This is a genomic window from Streptomyces sp. NPDC087270 (assembly GCF_044744625.1).
Lineage (GTDB): Bacteria > Actinomycetota > Actinomycetes > Streptomycetales > Streptomycetaceae > Actinacidiphila.
The window spans coordinates 607,205-628,582 of sequence record NZ_JBIUYR010000002.1; the positions used below are offsets into that span (position 1 = coordinate 607,205).

General features: G+C 73.4%; 19 protein-coding genes, 1 tRNA gene and 1 pseudogene. 12 read left to right on the forward strand and 9 right to left on the reverse strand.

All coding sequences use genetic code 11. The features are described from left to right. Window positions 1–5 precede the first annotated feature (5 nt). On the forward strand, window positions 6–1,388 hold the full coding sequence (locus ACIPAE_RS06045) for an AAA domain-containing protein (protein ID WP_402443329.1): 1,383 nt from the start codon (window positions 6–8) through the stop codon (window positions 1,386–1,388). Window positions 1,389–1,629: 241 nt separating this feature from the next. Here ACIPAE_RS06045 and ACIPAE_RS06050 read toward each other — a convergent pair whose 3' ends face one another. Further along, window positions 1,630–2,715: an FAD-dependent monooxygenase gene (locus tag ACIPAE_RS06050; RefSeq protein WP_402443166.1), complete on the reverse strand. Its 1,086-nt coding sequence runs from the start codon at window positions 2,713–2,715 to the stop codon at window positions 1,630–1,632. 158 nt (window positions 2,716–2,873) lie between these two features. Here ACIPAE_RS06050 and ACIPAE_RS06055 point away from each other — a divergent pair, with 158 nt between their 5' ends. The 5 genes from ACIPAE_RS06055 to ACIPAE_RS06075 all read left to right on the forward strand — a co-directional run bounded on the left by ACIPAE_RS06055 (window position 2,874) and on the right by ACIPAE_RS06075 (window position 5,747). Beyond that, the gene (locus ACIPAE_RS06055; RefSeq protein ID WP_402443168.1) at window positions 2,874–3,761 is read left to right on the forward strand and encodes a LysR family transcriptional regulator; all 888 of its coding nucleotides are present in this window, start codon (window positions 2,874–2,876) and stop codon (window positions 3,759–3,761) included. Between the two features lie 81 nt (window positions 3,762–3,842). Continuing rightward, window positions 3,843–4,205 carry a hypothetical protein gene (locus ACIPAE_RS06060; RefSeq protein WP_329369177.1) on the forward strand — a complete coding sequence of 121 codons (363 nt, stop codon included), beginning with the start codon at window positions 3,843–3,845 and terminating at the stop codon, window positions 4,203–4,205. 192 nt (window positions 4,206–4,397) lie between these two features. After that, window positions 4,398–4,979 carry a bifunctional DNA primase/polymerase gene (locus tag ACIPAE_RS06065; protein WP_402443171.1) on the forward strand — a complete coding sequence of 194 codons (582 nt, stop codon included), beginning with the start codon at window positions 4,398–4,400 and terminating at the stop codon, window positions 4,977–4,979. 56 nt (window positions 4,980–5,035) lie between these two features. Continuing rightward, window positions 5,036–5,109: transfer RNA gene (locus ACIPAE_RS06070), tRNA-Lys, on the forward strand. A 209-nt stretch (window positions 5,110–5,318) separates the two neighbouring features. After that, window positions 5,319–5,747, forward strand: a complete 429-nt coding sequence (locus ACIPAE_RS06075; protein ID WP_329369174.1) for an OsmC family peroxiredoxin — start codon at window positions 5,319–5,321, stop codon at window positions 5,745–5,747. A 68-nt stretch (window positions 5,748–5,815) separates the two neighbouring features. Here the strand turns inward: ACIPAE_RS06075 and ACIPAE_RS06080 are convergent, their stop codons facing one another. Continuing rightward, complete coding sequence (locus tag ACIPAE_RS06080; RefSeq protein WP_329369172.1) at window positions 5,816–7,132, reverse strand: M6 family metalloprotease domain-containing protein; 1,317 nt, start codon at window positions 7,130–7,132, stop codon at window positions 5,816–5,818. Between the two features lie 3 nt (window positions 7,133–7,135). After that, window positions 7,136–8,392: a M6 family metalloprotease domain-containing protein gene (locus ACIPAE_RS06085; RefSeq protein ID WP_402443173.1), complete on the reverse strand. Its 1,257-nt coding sequence runs from the start codon at window positions 8,390–8,392 to the stop codon at window positions 7,136–7,138. Window positions 8,393–8,997: 605 nt separating this feature from the next. Here ACIPAE_RS06085 and ACIPAE_RS06090 point away from each other — a divergent pair. Next, complete coding sequence (locus tag ACIPAE_RS06090) at window positions 8,998–10,758, forward strand: putative bifunctional diguanylate cyclase/phosphodiesterase (RefSeq protein ID WP_402443175.1); 1,761 nt, start codon at window positions 8,998–9,000, stop codon at window positions 10,756–10,758. Between the two features lie 140 nt (window positions 10,759–10,898). On the opposite strand, the gene ACIPAE_RS06095 is transcribed toward ACIPAE_RS06090, so the two are convergent. Beyond that, window positions 10,899–11,693, reverse strand: a complete 795-nt coding sequence (locus tag ACIPAE_RS06095) for an AraC family transcriptional regulator (RefSeq protein ID WP_402443176.1) — start codon at window positions 11,691–11,693, stop codon at window positions 10,899–10,901. A 102-nt stretch (window positions 11,694–11,795) separates the two neighbouring features. On the opposite strand from ACIPAE_RS06095, the gene ACIPAE_RS06100 reads away from it, so the two are divergent. Continuing rightward, the gene (locus ACIPAE_RS06100; protein WP_402443178.1) at window positions 11,796–12,638 is read left to right on the forward strand and encodes a sulfite exporter TauE/SafE family protein; all 843 of its coding nucleotides are present in this window, start codon (window positions 11,796–11,798) and stop codon (window positions 12,636–12,638) included. Window positions 12,639–12,766: 128 nt separating this feature from the next. Here ACIPAE_RS06100 and ACIPAE_RS06105 read toward each other — a convergent pair whose 3' ends face one another. Next, window positions 12,767–13,192: a hypothetical protein gene (locus ACIPAE_RS06105; RefSeq protein ID WP_329369165.1), complete on the reverse strand. Its 426-nt coding sequence runs from the start codon at window positions 13,190–13,192 to the stop codon at window positions 12,767–12,769. Between the two features lie 161 nt (window positions 13,193–13,353). Between ACIPAE_RS06105 and ACIPAE_RS06110 the strand changes: the two genes are divergently transcribed. Further along, a complete protein-coding gene (locus ACIPAE_RS06110; RefSeq protein WP_402443180.1) occupies window positions 13,354–14,250 on the forward strand; it encodes an oxidoreductase in 897 nt (298 codons plus the stop codon). Between the two features lie 126 nt (window positions 14,251–14,376). Here the strand turns inward: ACIPAE_RS06110 and ACIPAE_RS06115 are convergent, their stop codons facing one another. Continuing rightward, window positions 14,377–14,742 carry a VOC family protein gene (locus tag ACIPAE_RS06115; RefSeq protein WP_402443181.1) on the reverse strand — a complete coding sequence of 122 codons (366 nt, stop codon included), beginning with the start codon at window positions 14,740–14,742 and terminating at the stop codon, window positions 14,377–14,379. 92 nt (window positions 14,743–14,834) lie between these two features. On the opposite strand from ACIPAE_RS06115, the gene ACIPAE_RS06120 reads away from it, so the two are divergent. Both ACIPAE_RS06120 and ACIPAE_RS06125 read left to right on the forward strand, forming a co-directional pair. Beyond that, window positions 14,835–15,800, forward strand: coding sequence for a helix-turn-helix transcriptional regulator (locus ACIPAE_RS06120; RefSeq protein ID WP_402443182.1), 966 nt, complete (start codon window positions 14,835–14,837; stop codon window positions 15,798–15,800). A gap of 127 nt (window positions 15,801–15,927) precedes the next feature. Beyond that, window positions 15,928–16,321 (forward strand): annotated as a pseudogene (locus ACIPAE_RS06125) (redoxin domain-containing protein); the annotation flags it as partial. Window positions 16,322–16,464: 143 nt separating this feature from the next. Here the strand turns inward: ACIPAE_RS06125 and ACIPAE_RS06130 are convergent. Next, the gene (locus ACIPAE_RS06130; protein WP_366410484.1) at window positions 16,465–16,665 is read right to left on the reverse strand and encodes a hypothetical protein; all 201 of its coding nucleotides are present in this window, start codon (window positions 16,663–16,665) and stop codon (window positions 16,465–16,467) included. A 157-nt stretch (window positions 16,666–16,822) separates the two neighbouring features. On the opposite strand from ACIPAE_RS06130, the gene ACIPAE_RS06135 reads away from it, so the two are divergent. After that, entirely contained in the window at window positions 16,823–17,716 is an 894-nt protein-coding gene (locus ACIPAE_RS06135) for a hypothetical protein (protein ID WP_329369157.1), read from the forward strand. 114 nt (window positions 17,717–17,830) lie between these two features. On the opposite strand, the gene ACIPAE_RS06140 is transcribed toward ACIPAE_RS06135, so the two are convergent. Together ACIPAE_RS06140 and ACIPAE_RS06145 are read right to left on the reverse strand one after the other, a co-directional pair. Further along, window positions 17,831–19,684, reverse strand: a complete 1,854-nt coding sequence (locus ACIPAE_RS06140; protein ID WP_366410483.1) for a glycosyl hydrolase family 18 protein — start codon at window positions 19,682–19,684, stop codon at window positions 17,831–17,833. 460 nt (window positions 19,685–20,144) lie between these two features. After that, complete coding sequence (locus ACIPAE_RS06145) at window positions 20,145–21,269, reverse strand: LLM class flavin-dependent oxidoreductase (protein WP_402443185.1); 1,125 nt, start codon at window positions 21,267–21,269, stop codon at window positions 20,145–20,147. Between the last annotated feature and the right edge of the window lie 109 nt (window positions 21,270–21,378).

Sequence of the window (21,378 nt, forward strand, 5' to 3'; positions counted from 1 at the left end):
AGCCCGTGCGAAGCCCCGGCACGGCCGCCGCCGGCGGGGCGTACGGCCCGCAGGGCGCGGACGAGCCGTTCGACCCGGGCCGGGCCGCCGCCGAGGCGACCTCGGCGATCCTCGCGAGCACCCTGCACGGCACCGCGCGGGGAGTCGTCGTGGACTCGCCACCGGGTGCGGGCAAGTCCACGCTCGTGGTGCGCGCGGCGCGCGAACTGGCCGCGGCGGGCGAGTCGTTGATGATCGTGGCGCAGACCAACGCCCAGGTCGACGACCTCGCCGACCGGCTGGCCACGGCCGACCCCGACCTGCCGGTGGGCCGGCTGCACGGCACCGACTCGCCGCCCGACCCCGCGCTCGACCGCCACCCGTCCCTGGCGAAGTCCACCTCCGTCGCCGAGTTGCGGGACCGCGCGGTGGTGATCGCGACCGCGGCCAAGTGGGCGTACGTCAAGGACGTCGAGCCGTGGCGGCACGCCATCGTGGACGAGGCGTACCAGATGCGGTCGGACGCGCTGCTCCAGGTCGCCGGGCTCTTCGAACGCGCCCTGTTCGTGGGTGATCCGGGCCAGCTCGACCCGTTCAGCGTGGTGGGCGCGGAGCAGTGGGCCGGGCTGAGCTGGGACCCGTCGGCGAGCGCGGTGGTGACGCTGCTCGCGCACAACCCCGGCCTGCCGCAGCACCGGTTGCCGGTGTCCTGGCGGCTGCCCGCGTCCGCCGCTCCGCTGGTGTCGCGGGCGTTCTATCCGTACACGCCGTTCCGCAGCGGCACCGGGCCCGGCGACCGGCGGCTCGGCTTCGGCGTGCGCGGCGACGGCGGCGGGCTCGACCGCACCCTGGACGAGGCCGCGGAGAGCGGCTGGGGTCTGCTGGAGCTGCCCGCCCGGCACACCCCGCGGACCGACCCCGAGGCCGTACGGGCGGTCGCGCTGCTCGTCCGCCGCCTGCTCGACCGCGGCGGGCTCACGTACTCCGCGCCCGACCCGGACCCCGCGCCGCTCACCGCCGAGCGGATCGCGGTCGGCACCGCCCACCGCGACCAGGCCGCCGCGGTGCGCGCCGCGCTCACGGCCCTCGGGGTCTCCGGGGTCGCGGTGGACACCGCCAACCGGCTCCAGGGGCGGGAGTTCGACGTCACGGTCGTCCTGCACCCGCTGTCCGGGCGTCCCGACGCCACCGCGTTCCACCTCGAAACCGGGCGGTTGTGCGTGCTGGCGTCCCGGCATCGGCACGCCTGCATCGTCGTCTGCCGGGCCGGGGTGGCCGACCTGCTCGACGAGCACCCCTCCTCCGAGCCGGTCCGGCTCGGCGTCACCGTCAAGTTCCCCGACGGCTGGGAGGCCAACCACTCGGTCCTGGCCCACCTCGCCGAGCACCGCACGCTCTGGCGGTCGTAGCGAGCTGGGCCCTCCGGGGTGGTGCGTTCTGCCGGTCGGGGGGACCACCTGCCGGTACACGGCTGGTGCCCCCCGGCATCGCCGGGAGGTGCCCCCAGCGCCCCTGGGTACGTGCGGCTCCTCCGCGGAAGGACCGCATCCCCCAAGGGGCGGGGGGAACCGCGCGACCAGCCAAGGTTGTGGCCCGCCCGACCCGCGCGCCCTGCCCCAGCGGCGGGGATTCCCGACCACCCGCCGGCGGTCAGGTGGTGAGCATCCAGTGGCTGAACGCGGCGTAGCGTTCGGCGAACTCGGCGGCGTCTGAGGCGATTTCGACCGCGGCGGAGTGCTCGCGGACCTGGTCGAAGCGGGCGGCACGCTGCTGTTCGTAGCGGGTGAGGGCGGTCGCGGTGTCGGGGCTGTCGGAGAGGCGGGCACGGAGCACGCCGACGTCTTCGACGCCGAGGGTGCCGCCGGCGGCGATGTGGGGGGAGAGGCCGTGGGCGGCGTCACCGATCAGCGCGACCCGCGGGCTCGTCCAGCGCGGCAGCGGGGGCACCAGGGTGATCTGGTTCTCCAGGATGGCCTCTTCCGGGGTCGCGGCGATCATCTCCAGCAGGTCCTCGTGCCAGCCCGCCTCGGCGAGGTGCGCGGCCCGCGCCAGCGCGCGCTCCCGCTTGGTGCCGGTCAGCGGGCCGGCCTCGAACTGGTTGACCATCCACATGGTCTGCCCCGGGGCGACCGGCGCGTATCCGCCGCGGGCGCGCTCCCGCCCGATGGTGAGCACGCTGCCCTCGGGACGTTCCCGCCCCGCGGGGACCACCGCGCGCCAGGCGAAGTGCCCTTCGTGCGCGACGGCCTGGCTGCCCGGCACCAGGACGGCACGGATACGGGAGTGGACGCCGTCGGCGCCGATCAGCAGGTCGGCCCGTACGTCCGCACCGCCGTCGACGTGGACGACGACCTCGGTGTCCGTCTCCGTGTAGCCGGTGGCCCGGGCGCCAAGGCGGATACGGTCCCGGCCGACCCGGTCGGCGAGCAGCCGGTTCAGGCCGGGTCGGGGCACGAGCAGGAAGCGGTGGTCGTCGGCGTCGTAGCCGGCGGCGCGCTGCGGGCGGCCGGCCGGGTCGAAGAACCAGGTGTCGATCCAGGCGCCCATCTCGCGCAGCCGGGCGCCGACGCCGATCCGGTCGAACTCGCGCAGCGCGTTGGGCCACAGGCCGATCCCCGCGCCCGCGGCCCGCACCTCCGGCGCCTGCTCCAGCACCGTGACCTCGTGGCCGATCGACTGAAGGGATGCCGCTGCGGTGAGCCCGACCAGGCCGCCTCCGGCGATCACTGTACGCATCGCTGCCTCCTTGTTTCCCGACGTGCCCTACGCGCCCGAAGTGCTCCGACGAGCCGGGGGTGCCCGAAGGCCCCCGCGCCCGGAGCAGCACTGATGCCAGTCAACAAGCGCACTCATATAACTTCAAATGCATACTTCGGATAGCTAGCATTACCTCCATGCATGTGGACTTGAACCTGCTCACCGCCCTGGACGCCCTGCTCGACGAGAGCAGCGTGAGCGGCGCCGCCGACCGGCTGCACCTCTCGCAGCCCGCCATGAGCCGCACGCTCAGCCGGATCAGGCAGGCGACCGGGGACGAGATCCTGGTCCGCTCCGGCCGGCAGATGCTGCCCACCCCGTACGCCGAGGAGGTCCGCGAGGAGGTCCACCGGCTCGTCACGCGCGCCCAGAGCGTCCTCACCCCGAGCGCCCAGGTGGACCCCGCCACGCTGGAGCGCACCTTCACCCTCCAGTGCAACGACGTGGTCGCCGGCGCCCTCCTGCCGCGCCTGGCCGCGGCACTCGCCGACACGGCTCCCGGCGTCTGCCTGCGCCTGCTCGCGGAGGGCGCCACCACCGCCGACGAGCTGCGGCGGGGCCGTGTCGACATCCAGATCGGCGACACCGCGCCCGACCACGCGGACACCCGCTCCACCACGCTGTTCAGCGACCGCCTCGCCGCCGTCGGCCGCCACGACCTGCCGCACGACCCCACCACCTGGGACGGGTTCGCGTCCCTCGCGCACGTCGTCGTCTCCCGCCGGGGCCGCACCCGGGACCGCATCGACGACCTCCTCGACACCCAGCACCGGCGCCGGCACGTCGCGTTCACCGTGCCCACCCTCGCGCTGGCGCTCGGCGCCGTCGCCGCCCACCCCCTGCTCACCGTCGCCCCCGAGACGCTCACCGGCCACGTCCTCCCCGCCCACCTGCGCGCCTACCCCCTCCCCGGCCCCACCCCGCCGGTCCCCGCCGTCCTCGCCTGGCACGCCCGCCACGACCGCGACGCCGCCCACCACTGGCTCCGCGGCCTCATCACGACCACCCTCACCCCCGCCCCCTGACGCCTTCCCGGCGCCGGCGGCCCGGAGAGGCGGAGGGTGGGTGCGGGACAATGGAAGGGTTGCCGAGCTTGGGAGGTAGGGATGAGCCAGCCGCCACAGGCGGGCCGGCCGGGCGGCGAGCGGCCGAAACGGCCCGTTCCGCTGCTGTTCGAACCGGGGGCGGCACCGGAGGAGGGGGCGGACCGGTTCTTCGACCTCGAGTCGATGGACGACCCGCGGGAGTTGCTGGAGCGGGCCACCGAACTGGCGGTGGCGTTCCGCGCGGCGGCCGACCGCGCCACGGACTTCCAGGCGATGGCGGCGGCCCAACTCGCGGACCCGCGCCGCTTCGACCGGCTGACGTTCGCGAAGCTCGCCGAGCGGGCCGGATGGACCGAGGACTACGCGAAGAAGATGGTCGAGTACGGCGAGGGCCTGATCAAGAGCGGCGGCGCCACCCCGTAGCCGCACCCCGGCCGTGCCGCCGACCGCACCCCCGGCCGTTCGACCGCTTCCCCGAAACTGGCGCCGACCGCGCCCCCGGCCGTTCCCCCGACCGCTTCCCCGACGGGGCAAGGTACTCCCCCGCGCCGCCCCTGTCCCGCTTTCGCCGGATTCTCCCGGGGGGCAAGCATGCAGTCGGTAGATGTAGTTTCCATGGACGAGATCCAGCGTCAGCACCACACCGCGTACGTCACCTCGGCGGGCGCCGAGTGGCTCGCCTCCGCCAGTGCCTTCCCGCGCAGCGTCCAGGCGCTGTGGGCGGCCCGCCCGGCCGCGCCGAGCGTACTGCCGTGCGGCACCGCCTTCGACGTGGTCAACCTGCCGTTGCTCTTCGGGCGGCGGGTGCTGGAGCAGTTATGGTCGGCGGGCCCCGGCAGCGGCCCCGCCGCCGTGCACCGCGGCCGGGTGCTGGTGCTGGCCGCGCCCGGCACCGCCCACCGGCTGCCCGCGCTGCTGGAGTGGGAGGAGTGGGGCCGCCGGGTGCCGCCGCTGCTCTGCCACGGCCGCGGCGACGCGGTGACGGTGCCGCCGCTCTACGACTGCGCGCCCGCCGGCGGGAGCGGTCCGCGCCCCGAGACCGGCCGCTCCCGCTGGGTGGTCGCGCCGGACACCCGCAAGCCCTGGCTGCCCCGCGCGGACGTGCTGCTGTGGGCCTGCGTCAGGGCGGTCCGGCAGGACCGGCCACGGCCGGTGCCGCCGGCTCCGCCGCTGGTCAGCACACCCGCGACGAGCTGACGTCCATCGATTTCACACCCTGCTGGAGCGGGTGCTAATGTCTACGACGTCAGCAGGCGCCGCTAGCTCAGTTGGTTAGAGCAGCTGACTCTTAATCAGCGGGTCCGGGGTTCGAGTCCCTGGCGGCGCACCTGAGAGACGAAGGCCCTCCGCGGAAGCGGAGGGCCTTCGTCGTGCCCGGGAACCCGGGAATCCGGACCTCTCGCCGTACCGGGTACCCGAACGCCGCGCGAACTCCTCGTGCGCACCGGTGCCTTCGCCCGCGCCCGCCCCGCCGCGAGGTAGCGTTCCTACGGCGGCGCGAGCCGCCTGCCGGTTCGTACTCTTGGAGGCTTCACCATGGCAACCACTCGTACCGCGACGACCCAGTGGAAGGGCCCGCTGATGGGCGGCGCCGGGACGGTCTCGCTGGACACCTCTGGCGTGGGCACGTACGAGGTGTCGTGGCCGTCGCGCGCCGAGGCGGCGAACGGCAAGACCAGCCCCGAGGAGCTGATCGCCGCCGCCCACTCCTCCTGCTACTCCATGGCGCTCTCGCACGGCCTGGCGGGCGCGGGCACCCCGCCCGAGACCGTCCAGACCGTGGCGAACGTCACGTTCCAGCCGGGTGAGGGCATCACCGGGATCACCCTCGCGGTGACGGCGCGCGTGCCGGGCCTGACCGCCGAGGCGTTCGAGGCCGCCGCGCAGGACGCGAAGGCGAACTGCCCGGTCAGCAAGGCACTGGCGGGCGTGAACATCACCCTTGAGGCCGAACTGCTCTCCTGATCGCCCTCCCGATCGGCCTCGGCCGGCCCCGCTTTCCCGCGGTCGGCCGGTCCGCCGATCGGCCCGGTTCAGCGGCGGGTGACCCGCACCCGCCAGTCGCCCGCCGCGTCCGGTGAGAGCACCTTGAAGTCGAAGCCGTCCGCCGTGTCGGTCCACCCCTCGCCGGGGGTGAAGGGCGCGTCGTTGAGGGAGTTGAACGACGCGCTGCTGAAGTCGCAGGCGCCGGTGAGCGGATGGGCGTCCTCGACGGTGACCGGGCCCTTCCCGGAGTCGACGTCGGTGCGCACCCGGTAGGCGAGTATCCCCTTGCGGCAGGCGTCCTTGTCGTTGCCCAGCGGCTCGCGCAGCTCCAGGACGTACGCCGTGGTGTCGCCGAACGGTATGACCACCGCCTTGCCGCCGCCGGGCACCTCGATCGGCCGCAGCTTGTACGTCCGGGTGCCGGCGGTGGTGACGCAGTCGATCTGCCGGTCGTCGATCCAGCCGAGCTTCCACTTGTGCCAGGCGAGCAGGTCGCCCTGCAGCCCCCAGTCCAGCGACATGGTGTCCCACTGGCCGGCGAGGCGGTCGGTGCGCGGGAAGTCGTCGGCGGAGTAGAGGTCGGGCAGGCCGAGCGCGTGGCCGTTCTCGTGCGCCAGGACGCGGAAGCCGGACTGGTCGTGGCCGTAGATCAGCGAGACCTTGTCCAGGTGGGTGCCGTCGTCGGTGGTGGCGGCCGAGGCGCCGGTCCAGGTCACGGAGAGCACCGCCTGGTCGGCCGGTGGCCCGGCGTTGGGGGTGACGAGGATGTTGACGATGTCGTAGCCGCGGAAGTCCACGCTCGTGCCGGCGGCCTTGATCAGGTCCCGCATCATCTCGGTGTGCGCGTCCCAGCCGTAGCCGCGGCCGATCCCGTACGCGGAGAAGGGCCGCGGCATGCGTATCCAGCGCAGCACCGGGGTCGACCGGTAGTCGAGCCGGCCGTAGGAGGCGGTGGCGTACCACTGCTTGACCGCCGGGAAGAACTCGGAGTACCGCTCGCGGGCGCTGTAGGGGGCCTTGGCGTCGGGGAAGTCGATCAGCAGGGTGAGCGCGCGGACCTTGCCGGTGGAGGGGGCGAACTCCTCGTCGGTGCCGTGGTACGGGTGCGGCGGGAAGCCCTCCGACATGGCGACGCCGGGCTTGGCGCGCAGCGCGCAGGGGCGGCTGGCGGGCGGCGGCGCGGCGTTGGAGCCGACCAGCCGGGGCTCGGCGATCACCGTGGACCCGACCGCGAGCAGGCCGCAGGCGGCGAGGGCGGCGGCGCGTATGCCGGGGCGTGAGCGGGCGCCGGTCCTGGTCTGCGTGCCGGAGCGGGCGCGGGGGCGGGAGCGGTCCCGGGCGCCGGAACGGAAGCGGCCGGCCATCGGTCAGTCCACCGTGCCGACGCCGGACGGCTGGTTGGTGGCCTGGGTGGCGGCCTCGGTGACCCGGACCGACCAGGTGCCGTCGGTCTGCCGGCCGAGGACGGTGACCTGGGTGCTGCCGCCGGGCACCGTGTACGACTCGCCGACGCCCAGCGGCGCGTCGGCCAGCGGCGGGTAGACGGAGGTGGCCGGGCACGCGGAGTGCCCCGGATGGCCGTCGATCACGTCGATCGGCCCGTCGCCGGACTCGCGGTCGGAGCGCACGTCGTAGAGCAGGACGCCCTCGCTGCAGGAGGCGCGGTCGTTGCCGGTACGGGTGCGGGCCTCCATCGCCAGCGCGGTGTCCTCGCCGGTGCGCACCACCAGGAGCTTGGTGCCGCCGGGCGTCTCGTCGGGGCTGAGGTCGTGGTAGGTGGTGCCGATGCCGACGATGCAGCCGACCTGGTCCGGTCCGAGCCAGCCCAACCGCCACTTGTGCCAGGCGAAGGGGTCGGGGGCCAGCCCGAACTGGCTGCCCATCAGGTCCCAGTCGCCGACGTGGGTGTCCCAGTCGGCGTTGCTGCCGGGCGGCGGCTGGTAGTACAGGTCGGGCAGGTCGAAGATGTGGCCGGTCTCGTGGGCGAGCACGTTGCGGTCCGGCGGGTGGTGCTCGAAGACGGTCACCATCCGGCGGACCGGGTTGCCGTCGACGCTGATCGGGGTGGCGAGGTTCACCACCTTGGTGGCGTCGGAGTCGACGCCGGGCGCGTCCGGGTCGGCGACGAGGTAGATCACGTCGTAGCCGGCGAAGTCCACCGACGGGTCGGCGGTGGCGATCGCGTCGCGCAGGTAGGCGTCGCGGTCGGCCGCGTCCCAGTTCCGGCTGATCAGGTAGTCCGTCGCCGGGTGGGGCATCCGCAGCCAGCGGGTCTCGGCGTGCAGGTGCAGCCGGAACTGGCCGTAGGAGGCGTTGGCCCAGAACCGGCCGGTGGCCGGGTAGTGGTCGGCGGCGACCTGCGCGGGGGTCAGCTGCGGGTCGGTGCCGGGAAAGGACAGGAAGACCATCAGCGCCTTGACGTCGCCGGCCGGGCGGGCGTAGTCGCCGTCCCAGCCGTCGACCCCCTCGGAGTGGTGCACGGCGGTGCGCGGCAGCAGGCACGCGCTGCTCTCGGTGGCGCCGGCGGCCGGACCGGTCATCAAGGTCCACGCGACGAGCGCGGAGAAGCCGGCGACGGCGGCGGCGAACGCCCGCAGGACCCGGCGCCGCGCGCCGGACGGCACGCCCGGCGACCGGGGGACGGCGCCCGTTCCGGGGGCGCCGTCCCCCGGGTTGTCTGACGCGAGGTCTGACCGCCGCACAAGGACCTCCGGGAGGTTCGGGATTCGGTCCGGGACCTTCCCCACATTGCTATGAATTGTGGCGGTTTGTCGGTTTCGGATGCTCCGTGCGGGTTGCCGCCGGAGTGGCGCGGCGGCGCAGCCGAGGGGCCGTACGACCGCCCGGGTGGCGCGGGCCCGGAACGTGCGGGCGGCGGGGGCCGGAACACGCGGGCAACGGGGCCCGGAGCGCGTCAGCGGCGGGCGGTGGAGCGCGTGCGCGGCAGGGCCCGGAGCGCGAGAGTGGCCGCGGGGGCGCGGGGCGCGAAAACGTACGACCGGCGCGGCCGATCGGACGGGGGTGAGCGCCTGCGCCGGCCGCGACACCACTCCTCCGGGTGACTACGCTGCGTCATGATGTGCGGAGAGCGTTCACGTGCTCGACCCGCACGCGCAGAAACGGTCGCCTGGGGGGCATCCGTGCGGGAAATCACCAGAGCGGCGCTGGATCACCAACTCCGCCAGCCCATATGATCGCGAGTGACGGAAGTGCGAACAGGGAGCAGTCCATGGGCGGACCCGCGGGCGGCCCCGGCGTCGAGCCCGACAGCACAGCAGCCACGATCACGCGCAGTGATCGGCTGCGCCGGTCCTCGTACGCCGCGGAGCCGACCGACTACCGCGCCGCCTTCGCGGTGGCCCGGTCGGCGATGGCTCTGCTGGGCCCCGACGGCGGCGTGCTCGCGGCGAACGCCGCGCTGGGCCGGCTGCTGGGCGTACCGCTGGAGCGGATGGTGTCGGCGGACGCGCGCGTGCTGCTCGGCCTCACCGGCGACCCGCACGCCGGCACCGCCTTCGACGACGTCCTCACCGGCAGCCGGCGCCGGCTGCGCTGCACCCGCAGGCTCACCCGGGCCGACGGCACCGACCTGCGCGCCGAGCTGTCCCTGGCCCGCACCGACAGCCGCGCGCTGCTGCTGACCGTCGAGGACGTCAGCGAACGCGAGTCGCTGCGGCGGCAGTTGCGGCATCTGCGGATGCACGACCCGGTGACGCGGCTGCCCAACCGGGCGCTGTTCTTCGAACGGCTGGCGGACGCCTTCGCGCGGGCCCCGGAGCGCGGCACCGGCCGGATCGGACTGTGCTACCTCGACCTGGACGGCTTCAAGGCGGTCAACGACACGCTCGGGCACCGCGTCGGCGACGAGCTGCTCGCCGCGGTGGCCGACCGGCTGCTGGCCTGCGCCGGGCCCGGCGGCCACCTCGCGGCCCGGCTGGGCGGCGACGAGTTCGCGCTGCTGCTCCGGGACTCCACCGGCACCGGGCAGGCGACCGCGCTCGCCGAGGCCGTACTCGACGCGTTCCAGCGGCCGTTCGACGTCTCCGGGCACCGGCTGGCGGTCTCCGCGAGCATCGGCGTGGTCGAGCGGGAGGCCCAGGGCACCACCCCCACCGGGCTGATGCAGGCCGCCGACACCACGCTGTACTGGGCGAAGGACGACGGCAAGGGCCGCTGGACGCTCTTCGACCCGGAGCGCAACGAGCACCGGATGACCCGCCAGTCGCTGTCCAGCACGCTGCGGCAGGCCGTCGAGCGGGGCGAGTTCGTGCTCGACTACCAGCCGCTGGTCGCCCTGGACACCGGCGAGGTGCGCGGCGTGGAGGCGCTGGTCCGCTGGGAGCACCCGCACTTCGGGCGGCTCGCGCCCAACCGCTTCATCGGGCTGGCGGAGGAGGACGGCTCGATCGTGCAGCTCGGCCGCTGGGTGCTCGCCGAGTCCTGCCGCCAGGCCCGCGCCTGGCAGCGGGAGCGGCCCGGCACGCCCCTGGTGGTCAGCGTCAATGTCGCGGTCCGCCAGGTCTGGGACTCCGACCTGGTCGCCGACGTCGCCGCGATCCTGCACGAGACCGGGCTGCCGGCCCGCCTGCTCCAGCTGGAACTCACCGAGTCCGCGGTCATGGGCAGCGCCGGCCGGCCCCTCCAGGCCCTGCACGCGCTCCACGAGATGGGGGTGCGCATCGCCATCGACGACTTCGGCACCGGCTACTCCAACCTCGCCTACATGAGCCGGCTGCCCGTCTCCACCCTCAAGCTCGACGGCTCCTTCGTGCAGGGTTTCCGGTCCGCGGAACACCCCAACCCCGCCGACGAGACCATCGTCGAGGCGCTGGTCGACCTCGCCCACCGGCTCGGGCTCACGGTCACCGCGGAGTGCGTCGAGAACGCGGACCAGGCCGAGCGGCTGCGGCGGATCGGCTGCGACACGGGGCAGGGCTGGCACTACTCCCGCCCGGTGGCCGCCGCGTCCATCTCCCAACTGCTGGGCTGAACAAGGTCGTTGGCGTACGCGGTAGCCGGATTCGCCGACCCGGCAGGCGGGTTCGCGTGCGCGGAGGGTGGATTCGCCTGCGCGGGAGGTGGGTTCGCCTGCGCGGGAGGTGGGTTCGCCTGCGCGGGAGGTGGGTTCGCCTACGACGTCCGCGGGTTCGCCTGCGCGGAGTGCGGGTTCGCGTACGCGGTCGGCGGGCGGCCGAGAAGCTTGCCGAACGCGGCGGTGTACGCGGCGGGGTTGTCGTAACCCAGCAGGGCGGCGACGCGCGTGACGGGGGTGCCCGCGGCGAGGTGCGGCAACGAGTGCAGGATGCAGGCGCGTTGCCGCCACTGCGAGAAGCTCAGGCCGGTGCCGCGGCGGAAGAGGCGGGCCAGCGTGCGTTCGCTGACGTTGAGCCGGGCGCACCAGCGGGCGGGCGGGTCGTGGATGTCCGGCTGCCGCAGGAACGCCTCGCACAGGCCGCGCAGCCGGGGGTCGGCGGGCAGCGGCACGTCCAGGGGCAGCGGGGAGAGGTCCTTCAGCTCGTGCAGGATGAGGGCGACCACGGCCTCGTCCCGGCTGTGCTCGGGGTACCGCGGCTCCATGTCGACGGCCGCGAGCAGGAGCGCCCGCAGCAGGGCGGAGACGTCCACGGCCCGGCAGCGCGCGGGGAACCAGGGCACCGCGGCCGGTTCGATGTAGAGGCTGCGGGTGCTGACGCCCGTCATCTCGACCTGGTGCCTGGTCATCGGCGGGATCAGCACGGCGCGGGCGGTGGGCACCGTCCAGTTGCCGTCCTCGGCCTCGACCCGCATCACGCCGGTCGCCGCGTACAGGACCTGGGCGCGGCGGTGCTCGTGCCAGCCGAGCAGGTGGTCGTGCGGGTAGTCGGTGCCGATCGCCAGCACCGCGCGATCGAGGGTGTCCACCTCCGCGAGCGGGACATTGCGCATGCGCACGAGGCTACGCGGAAGCGCCGGCGCTGTCTGCTGCGCGTAGGAAGATGGCAATCCATCGATTGCCCGCCACCTCGGGTGATCCCTAGCGTCGTATGCGTGCTTCCCTCCCTGACCTCCTTCCTCACCCTGGTCCTCTTCGGCTGCCTGACCGGCGTCACGACGGTGCTCTTCGGCTTCGGCGGCGGGTTCATCACGGTCCCGGTCGTCTACGGCGTCCTGACCGTCACCGCGCGGCCGGGGACGCAGGACGCCATGCACGTCGCCGTGGCGACCTCGGCGGCGGTCATGGTCGTCAACGCCTCGGTCGCGGCGCTCGCGCAGTGGCGGCAGGAGCGGCTGCGCGCCGAGTACCTCTGGCCGCTGGCGGCGTTCATCGCGGTCGGCGCCGCCGCGGGGTCGCTGGCCGCCACGCTGATCGGCGGCACCGCGCTGCGGCTGCTCTTCGCCGGCTACCTCCTGGTGACGATCGCCGACAGCCTGCTGCGGAAGGGCTTCCTCTCGGTGGCACCCCGGGGACGGCCGAAGCCGCTGGACCGCGGCACCACCACCTTCGGCGGCATCGGGATCGGGCTGGTGGCCGCGGGCCTGGGGGTGGGCGGCAGCGTCATGACGGTCCCGCTGCTGCGGCGCCGGGGCCTGCCGATGGCAGAGGCGACCGCCATGGCCAACCCGCTCAGCGTGCCCGTCGCCCTGACCGGCACCCTCGTCTACGCGCTCGCGCCCGTGCTCACCTCCACGTCCGGCCCGGCCGCGTCCGCCGGCGCGGGCCGGCTCGGCTACGTCGACCTCGCGGCGGGCACCGCCCTGCTCGCCGGGTCCCTGCCCACCATCGCGGTGGTGCGGCGGGTCGCCGGCCGCGTCCCGGACCGGGTGCACTCGGCCGCGTACGTGGCGCTGCTGCTGGTCGTCCTGATCGTGATGGTGGCGATGGGGGTGTGACGCGGAGGATGCACCCGTCCTACCCGCCCTACCCGCTCTCCACCGCCGCCGGTCCGCGGCGCCGGTCCGCGGCCGGGCCCAGGTCGAGCCGCGTGACGGCGGTGACGGGGAGGCGAGGCGGGCGGGGCTCAGTAGTCCGCGAGGTCGATCTCGGTGCCCGGGGGGAAGACCTCGACGCCCCAGGTGTGGACCTCGGGGTCGTCGGGTGCGCCGAGGACCGCGAAGCCGAGGGCGTTGAAGGCGATCCCGGCCTCGGACTCGTCGCCGCGCAGGCCGAGCGCGGTCAGGTCCCGGTGCACGTCCTCGTAGGAGGGACCGAGCAACCGGACACCGCGGTAGAGGACTTCGGGGCCCAGCTCGACGGAGATGAAGCGCACCCGCTGCCGGTCGTCGTAGGAGAGGGTCAGACCCCAGAGGTAGAAGTAGTCCTCCGGGCCGTCGGGGCGGCGGAAGACCGCGGGGTCGCCGCCGAGCCGGGCGACGGCGTCCGCCCGGTCCTGCCCGAAGCGGACGACGTCCAGTCCCTCCCGGCCCTGGATCAGGTAGCGCTTCACGCAGGAAGAACGATCACGGCGGCGCGGGCGTTCCGGTACGCCGTGTGAGTTTCCCCGCGCCCCGGGTGCCTTTCGGACGCCGCGAGTGGGGCCGCATACTGCAACGCCGGCCGCACGGGGGCGGCTCGGTGAGCGTGGGGAGAGGGCATATGACGGCGCATATGACGGCGGGGACGACCAGCGCGGCGGCGGCCGGCAGCTGGAAGCTCGGCGACCGGGAGGTCAACCGCCTCGGCTTCGGCGCGATGCGGCTGACGGGCAACGGCATGGCCGGGAACGGCGCCGGCGCCCCGATCGACCGCGATGTGGCGGTCAGGGTGCTGCGCCGCGCGGTCGACCTCGGGGTGAACCACATCGACACGGCGGCGTTCTACTTCTCGCCGCTGCGCTCCGCCAACGAGCTGATCAACCGGGCGCTGGCCCCGTACCCCGACGACCTGGTCATCGTCACCAAGGTCGGGCCCGGGCGCGGTCCTTCGGGCGAGTGGCTGCCGGCGGCCACGCCCGGGGAGCTGCGCGGGCAGGTCGAGGAGAACCTGCGCCAGCTCGGCCGCGACCACCTCGACGTGGTGAACCTGCGCCGGATGGGCGAGGAGTCGATCGCCGAACACTTCGGCGCCCTGGCCGAGTTGCGCGACGCGGGCCTCATCCGCCACCTGGGCGTCTCCAGCGTCCGACCCGAGCACCTCGCCGAGGCCCAGGCGATCGCGCCGGTGGTCTGCGTGCAGAACCGGTACGGGCTCGACCACCAACGCGCCGACGACAACGGCCTGTTGGACCGCTGCGGCGAGCAGGGCATCGCGTTCGTGCCGTTCTTCGCGATCTCCGGGGAGCGGCGGGAAGCACCCGCGGCCACGGGTGGCGGCGCGTACGACGACGAACTCCTCGCCGTCGCCCGCGCGCACGGCGCGACCCCCGCGCAGATCCGCCTCGCCTGGACCCTCCACCGCGCCCCGCACGTCCTCGCCATCCCGGGCACCGGCAACCCCGCCCACCTGACCGAGAACGTCGCCGCCGCCGCCCTGCGCCTGTCCCCCACCGACCTGGCCCGCCTGTGAAGCCAGGGAGCCGCCTACGGCCCTCGACGCTCAGGGGCGCATGCGCGTGGGGCACGCGTCGTCGTCTGGAAGTCGGACGACGGCAGGCGCGACACCTCTCGTGCGCGCCCGCCGCGTCGCGGCCTGTCAGTCCCTCGGTGCGACGCGGATACGGTTCCCGTCGGGATCGGCTGCGAGGAAGGTCAGCCCGAACCCCGCATCATGCGGCTCCTGCAGGATCGTGACGCCCTGGGACCGCCACTGCTCGAAGATCGCGTTGACCTCGTCGGGCCCGCTGTCGACGGCCAGACACACCTCACTGGTACGCGGGACGTCCGCTGACAGGTCCTCGAAACGGCCGGACCACACGGCGAGGTCAGCGCCTGGCCCAAGGTCGAAGGTGATGTATCCCGGAGCCTCGAACGACGGGCTCATGCCGAGGAGTTCTCCGTAGAAACGCGCTGCCGCGGGAGCGTCGTTCACGTAGACGACGGACACGACGGATGTGGTCATGGTTCTTCCTTCTCGCAGGTCGTGGGTACGCATCCGCCAGCCTGACCGGGATATGCGCCGCATCATGTCGCGATTCCTGAAAAACTCGGTGGGTGACCCCGGACCGCTTCTTCTCCCTGATGCTGCTCCTGGCATCGAGGAATGCCGTGACCACACAGGAACTCGCCTCGGCACTGGGGGTGTCCCTTCGCACCGTCACCCGGGACCTGAACTGGCTCCGCGACGCCGGCCTGCCGGTGACCGCGCAACGGGGCCGCCTCGGAGGCGTGACCATGCTGCCCGGGTCCGGGCTCGACCTCACGCGGCTCACACCCGGCGAGCGTGATCATCTGTCGCTCACCGGGCTGGACGAGAGGCAACGTGCGGAGCTCGACGCATCGGTCGAGAGCCGGCGCGCGCTCTCCAAGATCGCCGCCGCACACCCACGTCGAGTCGATGGGCTCCTACCGCTCACCGACGTGGTGCACGTGGACAGCCGTCCCTGGCTCCGAACCCGTACTTCCGGCCCGACCCCGGCTTCGCTGATCGGCCCGGTGCGGCGCGGTCGCCGAATACGGATCGAGTACGACAGCCCACGCGAGTCATGCCCCCGCGACCTGGTCGTGGACCCCTACGGGCTGCTCGCCAAGGCCGGCAGCTGGTACCTCGTCGCCGACTGCGCCCGAGTGCCACGGATGTACCGACTCGACCGGATCACGACGTGGAAGGAAGTCGACCGGCCACGACAGATCCGCGAGAACCAGACCCTGGCCACCGTCGCCGCAGCGCTCGTTGATCAGTGGGAACACCAGCACGCGATGGAGGTCAGCGCCACCATCGACCGGACCCAGATCGAGCGAGCGCAACGGATCTTCGGCCGACGACTCGTCCGGGACGACCATGAAGAATCCGCCACCGGCCACAAGGTGACGATCCGCTTCCCGCATCTGGAGGACGTGCGGGCACTACTGCCGTTCGGGAGCGCCATCACCGTGCACGGCCCCACCGAAGCCAGGGCCCACCTTCACGACCTCGCCACTGGTCTTGCCCACCACTACGCGCCCTCACCGACGTCCTGACCCGTCACGACTACCGATCACACCGGCTCGGCGAGCAAGGGCGATGCCGCGTGGCGCCTTCGGGCTTCTCACGGAGGCCCTGGCTGCGACTCTCAGGCAGGGGCCATCCGACCGGGCGCCCGCGGGCCCCGACGCGGCACCCGCTCCCGGCGCCGCGGGCTGCACCCTCGAGTCGTGCACTTACCGCGACCGGCTGCCGGAGTTCGAGGAGCGCGGCGCCCGCGTGTACGGCGTCAGCACCCAACGTCCGGACCAACTCGCCACGCTCGCCGAACACGCGGGCATCACGTTCCCCCTGCTGTCGGACGCCGACCTGCGGCTGACCGCCGCACTGCGGCTGCCCACCTTCCCGTGCGTCCGGACTCGACCGCCTCAAGCGCCTGACCCTGCTGATCGACGCCGAACGCACCGTACGCGGCGTGCTCTGCCCCGTCCCGGACCCGGCCGGCTCGGTCGGCGACGCCCTCGCTCTCCTCGACGAGGTCGCAGCCGCCGGCCGGCGACTTCCCGGCCCCCGTTGAGAGCGCGCAGGTCATGTCCGTGCATCGCCCGCGGGCCGCTCGCGTCCGGTGGTCGTGGTGGCACCGGCCCGGGACACGGTCCGGCGGGACGCGGTCCGGCGGAAACGCGCCGGTCGACGGGTCGCTCGGCACCGGCGGAGTCATCAGCGGCGGTGGGAGCGCAGTTCGTCGAGGAGGGCGCGCAGTACCGCGAGACGGTGGGCGGATTCGGAGGGGGCGGCGGGCCTGAGTGCCGTGCGGGCGGCGTGCGCGGCGAGCAGCCCGAGGAGGAGTCTGACCGCGGCGCCGCTGACGGCGGCGCCGGCCAGAACCCATGCGGCGGCTCCCATGGCGGGTGTGAGCATCTTCGATCCCCTGTCCGGAACTGACGGCGGACCTCCGGTCTAGCGCGACCGGCGGCGCGGCCGCTTCCCCGCGGTCGCGTGGAGTCGGCCGCCCGGGCCGAACTCCGCGCACCTGCGCCCCTGGTGGCGGCGCGAGGGAGCGGGCAGCATCCCGGGCATGGACGACATGGACGAGCCGCGGGGCCCTCGGGGGAAGCGGGGCCTGCCCTTCCCGTACGACCAGGACCTGTCCGGGGTGCTGCGCAACCTCAACCGCCGTACCCGCTGGGGGCGTGACCGGCTCGCGAACGACCGGGTCACCGCCGCGCTCCTGGCGGCCGGCATGCGGCTGCTCGTGGCGCACCTCGGCCCGGGCGGCCGCAGCCGCGTCAACAGCGAGCGCCTGCTGCTGGGTTCCCTCTCGCAGCGGAGGGTCGCCGAGGAGTTCGCCGCCGGGCCGCAGCCCTTCACGCGGTACGGCAACGGGGTGTCGATGCTGCGCGACCGCTGGAGCCCGCACTCGGACTTCGTCACCGACCTGATCACCTTCGCGGTGTGGCGGGAGAACTACCGGCCGGAGTTCCGGGAGCGGCGGGTCGCCCACATCAGACGGCTGGTGCACGGACCGGACTTCGTACGGGCCGTGCACGACATCGCCTACCAGCACACCGCCGAGGGGGTCCGGCTGCCCTCCGTCCGGCTCGGCCTGGCGCTCATGACGGCCGCCGAGGGGGACGAGGAGGTGACCCGGATCATCTCCACCGTCTACGAGGACTACCTCGGCTCGTGGAAGAAGCTGTACGAGACGGTGCTCCGCGAGCGGCACTTACGGCTGCGCAGGGGGCTCACCCTCGACGACCTGGCGAACGCGCTGTCCGCGGCGACCGACGGGATGACGCTCAGGGCCATCGGCGACCCCGCCTCCGGTGTCGTCGACCACGACCGCCGCGGTTCCCTGATGGGCACGGTCGCGCTGGCGGTGATCCACGCGTTCCTGGAGCCGGACGACGACGCCGACGGCCTCACCCTGGAGCAGTCCGTGGCGGCGCGGTTCGGCCGACGCCCGCACTGAGCACGGCAGAACGGCGGAACCGGCACATGGGTGGGGCCCGCGTCCTCGGGGGGAGTAAGGACGCGGGCCCCGGTGGGGCGGGCGCGTGAGGACGCCCGCCGGTGAGAGGAACGATCAGCAGGCGCCGAGGTCGCTCCAGACGCCCCATTCGCCGGTGGTGCCTGGCTCCTCGTTGGTGGTCCACCACTTGGCCTGCCAGTTGTGGCCGTTCCAGGAGACCTGGTCGCCGCCGGTGTAGACCGCGCTGGAACTCCAGGACGCGAGCGTGCAACTGCCGCCGCTGCCACCGGTGGTGCCGCTCGACGTGCCCGTCGAGGTGCCGGTGGACGTGCCGGTGGACGTACCCGTCGAGGTGCCGGTCGACGTGCCGCCGTCCGTCGTCCCCGCCGTGGTGCCGGAGGAGGTGCCGCCGTCGGTGCTACCCGACGAGGTGCCCGACGAGGTGCCCGTGGAGGTGCCCCCGCTGGTGGTACCCGTGCCGGAGCAGTCCGAGGCCGACCCGTTGGTCGCGGTGACGATCTTGTTGAAGAGCGTCGCCGAGGCGTCCAGGTCGAGCAGCGAGTACATCATCGACCCGCCGAGCCCGTTGCAGTGCGCGTAGTTCGCCTTGGCCGTGATCGACTGGTCGCTGAGCCCGGTCCAGAAGGTGGAGCCGTTGTAGAAGTAGGCCGACTGCGACTGCGCGTCGTAGTAGGTGTCGGCCGGGTTGTCGACGACCCCGGTCAGCTCCTTGTAGTACGCGATCCCGGCGGTCGCGCTGATCCCGCGCGCCGCGGAGGGGCCGCTCGCGGGCTGGTAGAGCCCGTGGTTGCTGCCCGCCGCCACGCCGTCCCAGCCGCGGTAGTAGAGCGGATAGCCCATGGTGACCTTGCTCGCCGGCATGCCGCCCGGGATGCCGTAGGCCGGGTCGCCCTGGGTCCACGCCTTGATCGCGTTGTCGGTGCTGTACTTCTCGTTGCCCGGCGGGATCACCGCGGAGGGGTCGCTCGACGACTGGTAGAGCGGGTCCTGCTCGTTGGTCGGGCCGGTGGCCTCGAACCCGCCGTGCATGTCGTACGTCATGACGTTCGCGTAGTCGAGGTACTGCCCGATCTTGTCGGTCTCGATGTTCGCGATCTTGTCCTGGCCGGACGGCAGGGCCGCGGTGAGCAGCAGGTGCTTGCCGCCGTTGGCCGAGCCGTACGCGTCCAGTTCGGTGCGGAACTCGGCGAGCAGCTTGGTGTAGTTGGCCTTGTCGTCGGCGCTGTAGTGGTTGCCGACGTGGCCGCCCGGCGAGCCGGGGTACTCCCAGTCGATGTCGAAGCCGTCGAAGATGCCGGCCGCGCTGCCGTCGCCGCCGTAGCCGCCCTGCTCGGGCAGGTTGCCCTTGATGAACATGTTGATGCAGGAGCTGACCAGCTTCTTGCGGCTGGCGTCGGTCGCCGCGGCGTCGGAGAAGTACTTGGAGTACGTCCAACCGCCCAGCGAGACCAGGATCTTGAGGTTCGGGTACTTCGCCTTCAGCTCCTTGAGCTGGTTGAAGTTGCCCACGATCGGCTGGTTGTAGACGTCGGCGGTGCCGTTGACGCTGATGTCCGAACCGAACGACTTCTGGTAGTCGGCGAAGGCGTCGCCCGCGCCGTCACCGGCGTTCGGGTCCTGCTCGTTGGTGGAGTCCGACGCCTTGGTCGCCTCGAAGCAGGTGAGGTTGGTCGGGTCGATGTTCTCGAACGAGTAGTTGAGGACGTCGAGCTTGCCGGCCAGGCCCTCGGTGTCGAGGTTCTTGGGGTAGAAGGCGTTGCCGTAGACGCTCCACTGGTCGTAGTAGGCGATCTTGGCCCCGCCGCTGCTCGCGGCGGCGGCCGCGGGCTTTGCGGCGGCCGCGGGCTTCGCGGCCGTGGTGGCGGAGTCCGCCTGCGCGGTGCCGAGGCCGCCGACCAGGGCGGTGAACAAGCCCAGTCCGACGGCGGCGCTCGTGGCGGCGGCCACGAACACTCTCTTCCTTGACCTTGACTGCACAAGGACCTCCGGGGGGAGAAGGAGGAACAACAGGGGGCGACGAGCATGGTTAACCCTTGGTCAAGTGCACGTCAATGGTCTGAACCAGACTTGGACTAGACCAATCTGGTGGCGACGGGGTGCGGCGGCCCGCTCGGCACCCCGGGCGCGGCCGCCCGCGGGCCGCGATGACAAGCGCCTTTAAGTCGTGCTTAAGCCGGCGCCGTCGCCCACCCGCGGCGCCGGACCACCGACCCGCCGGTAACCGGCCTTTAACCGGCGCGGACACGGCGCGGACACGGCGCGGACACGCGAAGGAGCCGCCGCCGGCCTCTCGACCGACGACGGCTCGTCCGTTCCGCTCGTCCGTTCCGCTCGTCCGTTCAGTTCGTCTGTTCCGCTCGCCTGTTCCGCCCGTGCGCCCAAGCGGGGCCGGCGGGCCGGCGCGCGCTCAGGAGGTCGCGGCGACGTCCTTCGGGAAGTCGTACGCGTCCGCGATCAGTTCGTACGAACGCAGCCGGGCGGACGGCGTGTGCGCGTTGGCGGTGATCACCAGCTCGTCGGCGCCGGTACGCTCCACCAGCTCGTCGAGGCCGGTGCGGACCGCCGCCGGGTCGCCGTAGATCACGTTGCCCAGCCAGGAGTCGACGAAGTCCCGCTCGATCGCGCTGAACTGGTACGCCGCCGCCTCGTCGGGGGTCGGCACCAGACCGGGGCGGCCGGTGCGCAGCCGCAGCATGCTCAGCGCGCCGGTGAGCACCTGCCGGCGGGCCGCCTCCGGGTCCTCGGCGGCCAGCGCGGCCACGCCGATCGAGGCGTAGGGGCGGTCCAGGACGGCGGAGGGGCGGAACGACTCGCGGTACAGCGCCAGCGCGGGCAGCGTGTTGGCGGCCGAGAAGTGGTGCGCGAAGGAGAACGGCAGCCCGAGCGCTCCGGCCAGCTGCGCGCTGAAGCCGGAGGACCCCAGCAGCCACACGCTCGGCCGGGCCGGGGACTGCACCCCGCCGGGCGAACTGCCCTGCACCGGGCCGGGGATGGCGTGGATACGCGCGTAGCGGTGGCCGTCGGGGAACTCGTCGTCCAGGAACCGGGTCAGCTCGGCGAGCTGGCGCGGGAAGTCGTCGGCGCCCTCGTGCAGGGTCTCGGTGCGGCGCAGCGCGGCGGCGGTGGCGCCGTCGGTGCCGGGGGCGCGGCCCAGGCCCAGGTCGATCCGGCCGGGCGCGAGCGCCTCCAGGGTGCCGAACTGCTCGGCGATCACCAAGGGCGCGTGATTGGGCAGCATGACCCCGCCCGAGCCGAGCCGCAGGGTGCCGGTGTGGGCGGCGAGGTGGGCGAGGATCACCGCGGGCGAGGAGCTGGCCACGCCGGGCATCGAGTGGTGCTCGGCGACCCACATCCGGTGGTATCCACGGGTCTCGGCGACCCGGGCGATCTCCACGCTGGTGCGCAGCGCGTCGGTGGCGGTGAAGCCGCTGCCGACGGTGGCCAGATCCAGTACGGACAGGGGCACCGGTGCGCTTCCGCGGACCGTCCCCCGGATGCCGTGTCCCGGGTCGGGCAGGCTTGCGTCGGCCACGGTGGGCGCCTCCTTGGTCGTCGATCGTGGTGCCCTCGGACGGGTCCGGCCCGCCGGGGCGAGGTGCTGTGCGGGCGCAGCGCGTCCGTTGGGTGCAACCGGAGCGCGC

Excerpts from the sequence above, each read along its gene's own strand:
- ACIPAE_RS06135 (WP_329369157.1), top strand. The coding sequence starts at position 16,823 with ATGGACGACATGGACGAGCCGCGGGGCCCTCGGGGGAAGCGGGGCCTG.
- ACIPAE_RS06090 (WP_402443175.1), top strand. The coding sequence starts at position 8,998 with ATGGGCGGACCCGCGGGCGGCCCCGGCGTCGAGCCCGACAGCACAGCA.
- ACIPAE_RS06080 (WP_329369172.1), bottom strand. The coding sequence starts at position 7,132 with ATGGCCGGCCGCTTCCGTTCCGGCGCCCGGGACCGCTCCCGCCCCCGC.
- ACIPAE_RS06095 (WP_402443176.1), bottom strand. The coding sequence starts at position 11,693 with ATGCGCAATGTCCCGCTCGCGGAGGTGGACACCCTCGATCGCGCGGTG.
- ACIPAE_RS06115 (WP_402443181.1), bottom strand. The coding sequence starts at position 14,742 with ATGACCACATCCGTCGTGTCCGTCGTCTACGTGAACGACGCTCCCGCG.
- ACIPAE_RS06060 (WP_329369177.1), top strand. The coding sequence starts at position 3,843 with ATGAGCCAGCCGCCACAGGCGGGCCGGCCGGGCGGCGAGCGGCCGAAA.
- ACIPAE_RS06075 (WP_329369174.1), top strand. The coding sequence starts at position 5,319 with ATGGCAACCACTCGTACCGCGACGACCCAGTGGAAGGGCCCGCTGATG.
- ACIPAE_RS06065 (WP_402443171.1), top strand. The coding sequence starts at position 4,398 with ATGGACGAGATCCAGCGTCAGCACCACACCGCGTACGTCACCTCGGCG.
- ACIPAE_RS06055 (WP_402443168.1), top strand. The coding sequence starts at position 2,874 with ATGCATGTGGACTTGAACCTGCTCACCGCCCTGGACGCCCTGCTCGAC.
- ACIPAE_RS06110 (WP_402443180.1), top strand. The coding sequence starts at position 13,354 with ATGACGGCGGGGACGACCAGCGCGGCGGCGGCCGGCAGCTGGAAGCTC.
- ACIPAE_RS06050 (WP_402443166.1), bottom strand. The coding sequence starts at position 2,715 with ATGCGTACAGTGATCGCCGGAGGCGGCCTGGTCGGGCTCACCGCAGCG.
- ACIPAE_RS06130 (WP_366410484.1), bottom strand. The coding sequence starts at position 16,665 with ATGCTCACACCCGCCATGGGAGCCGCCGCATGGGTTCTGGCCGGCGCC.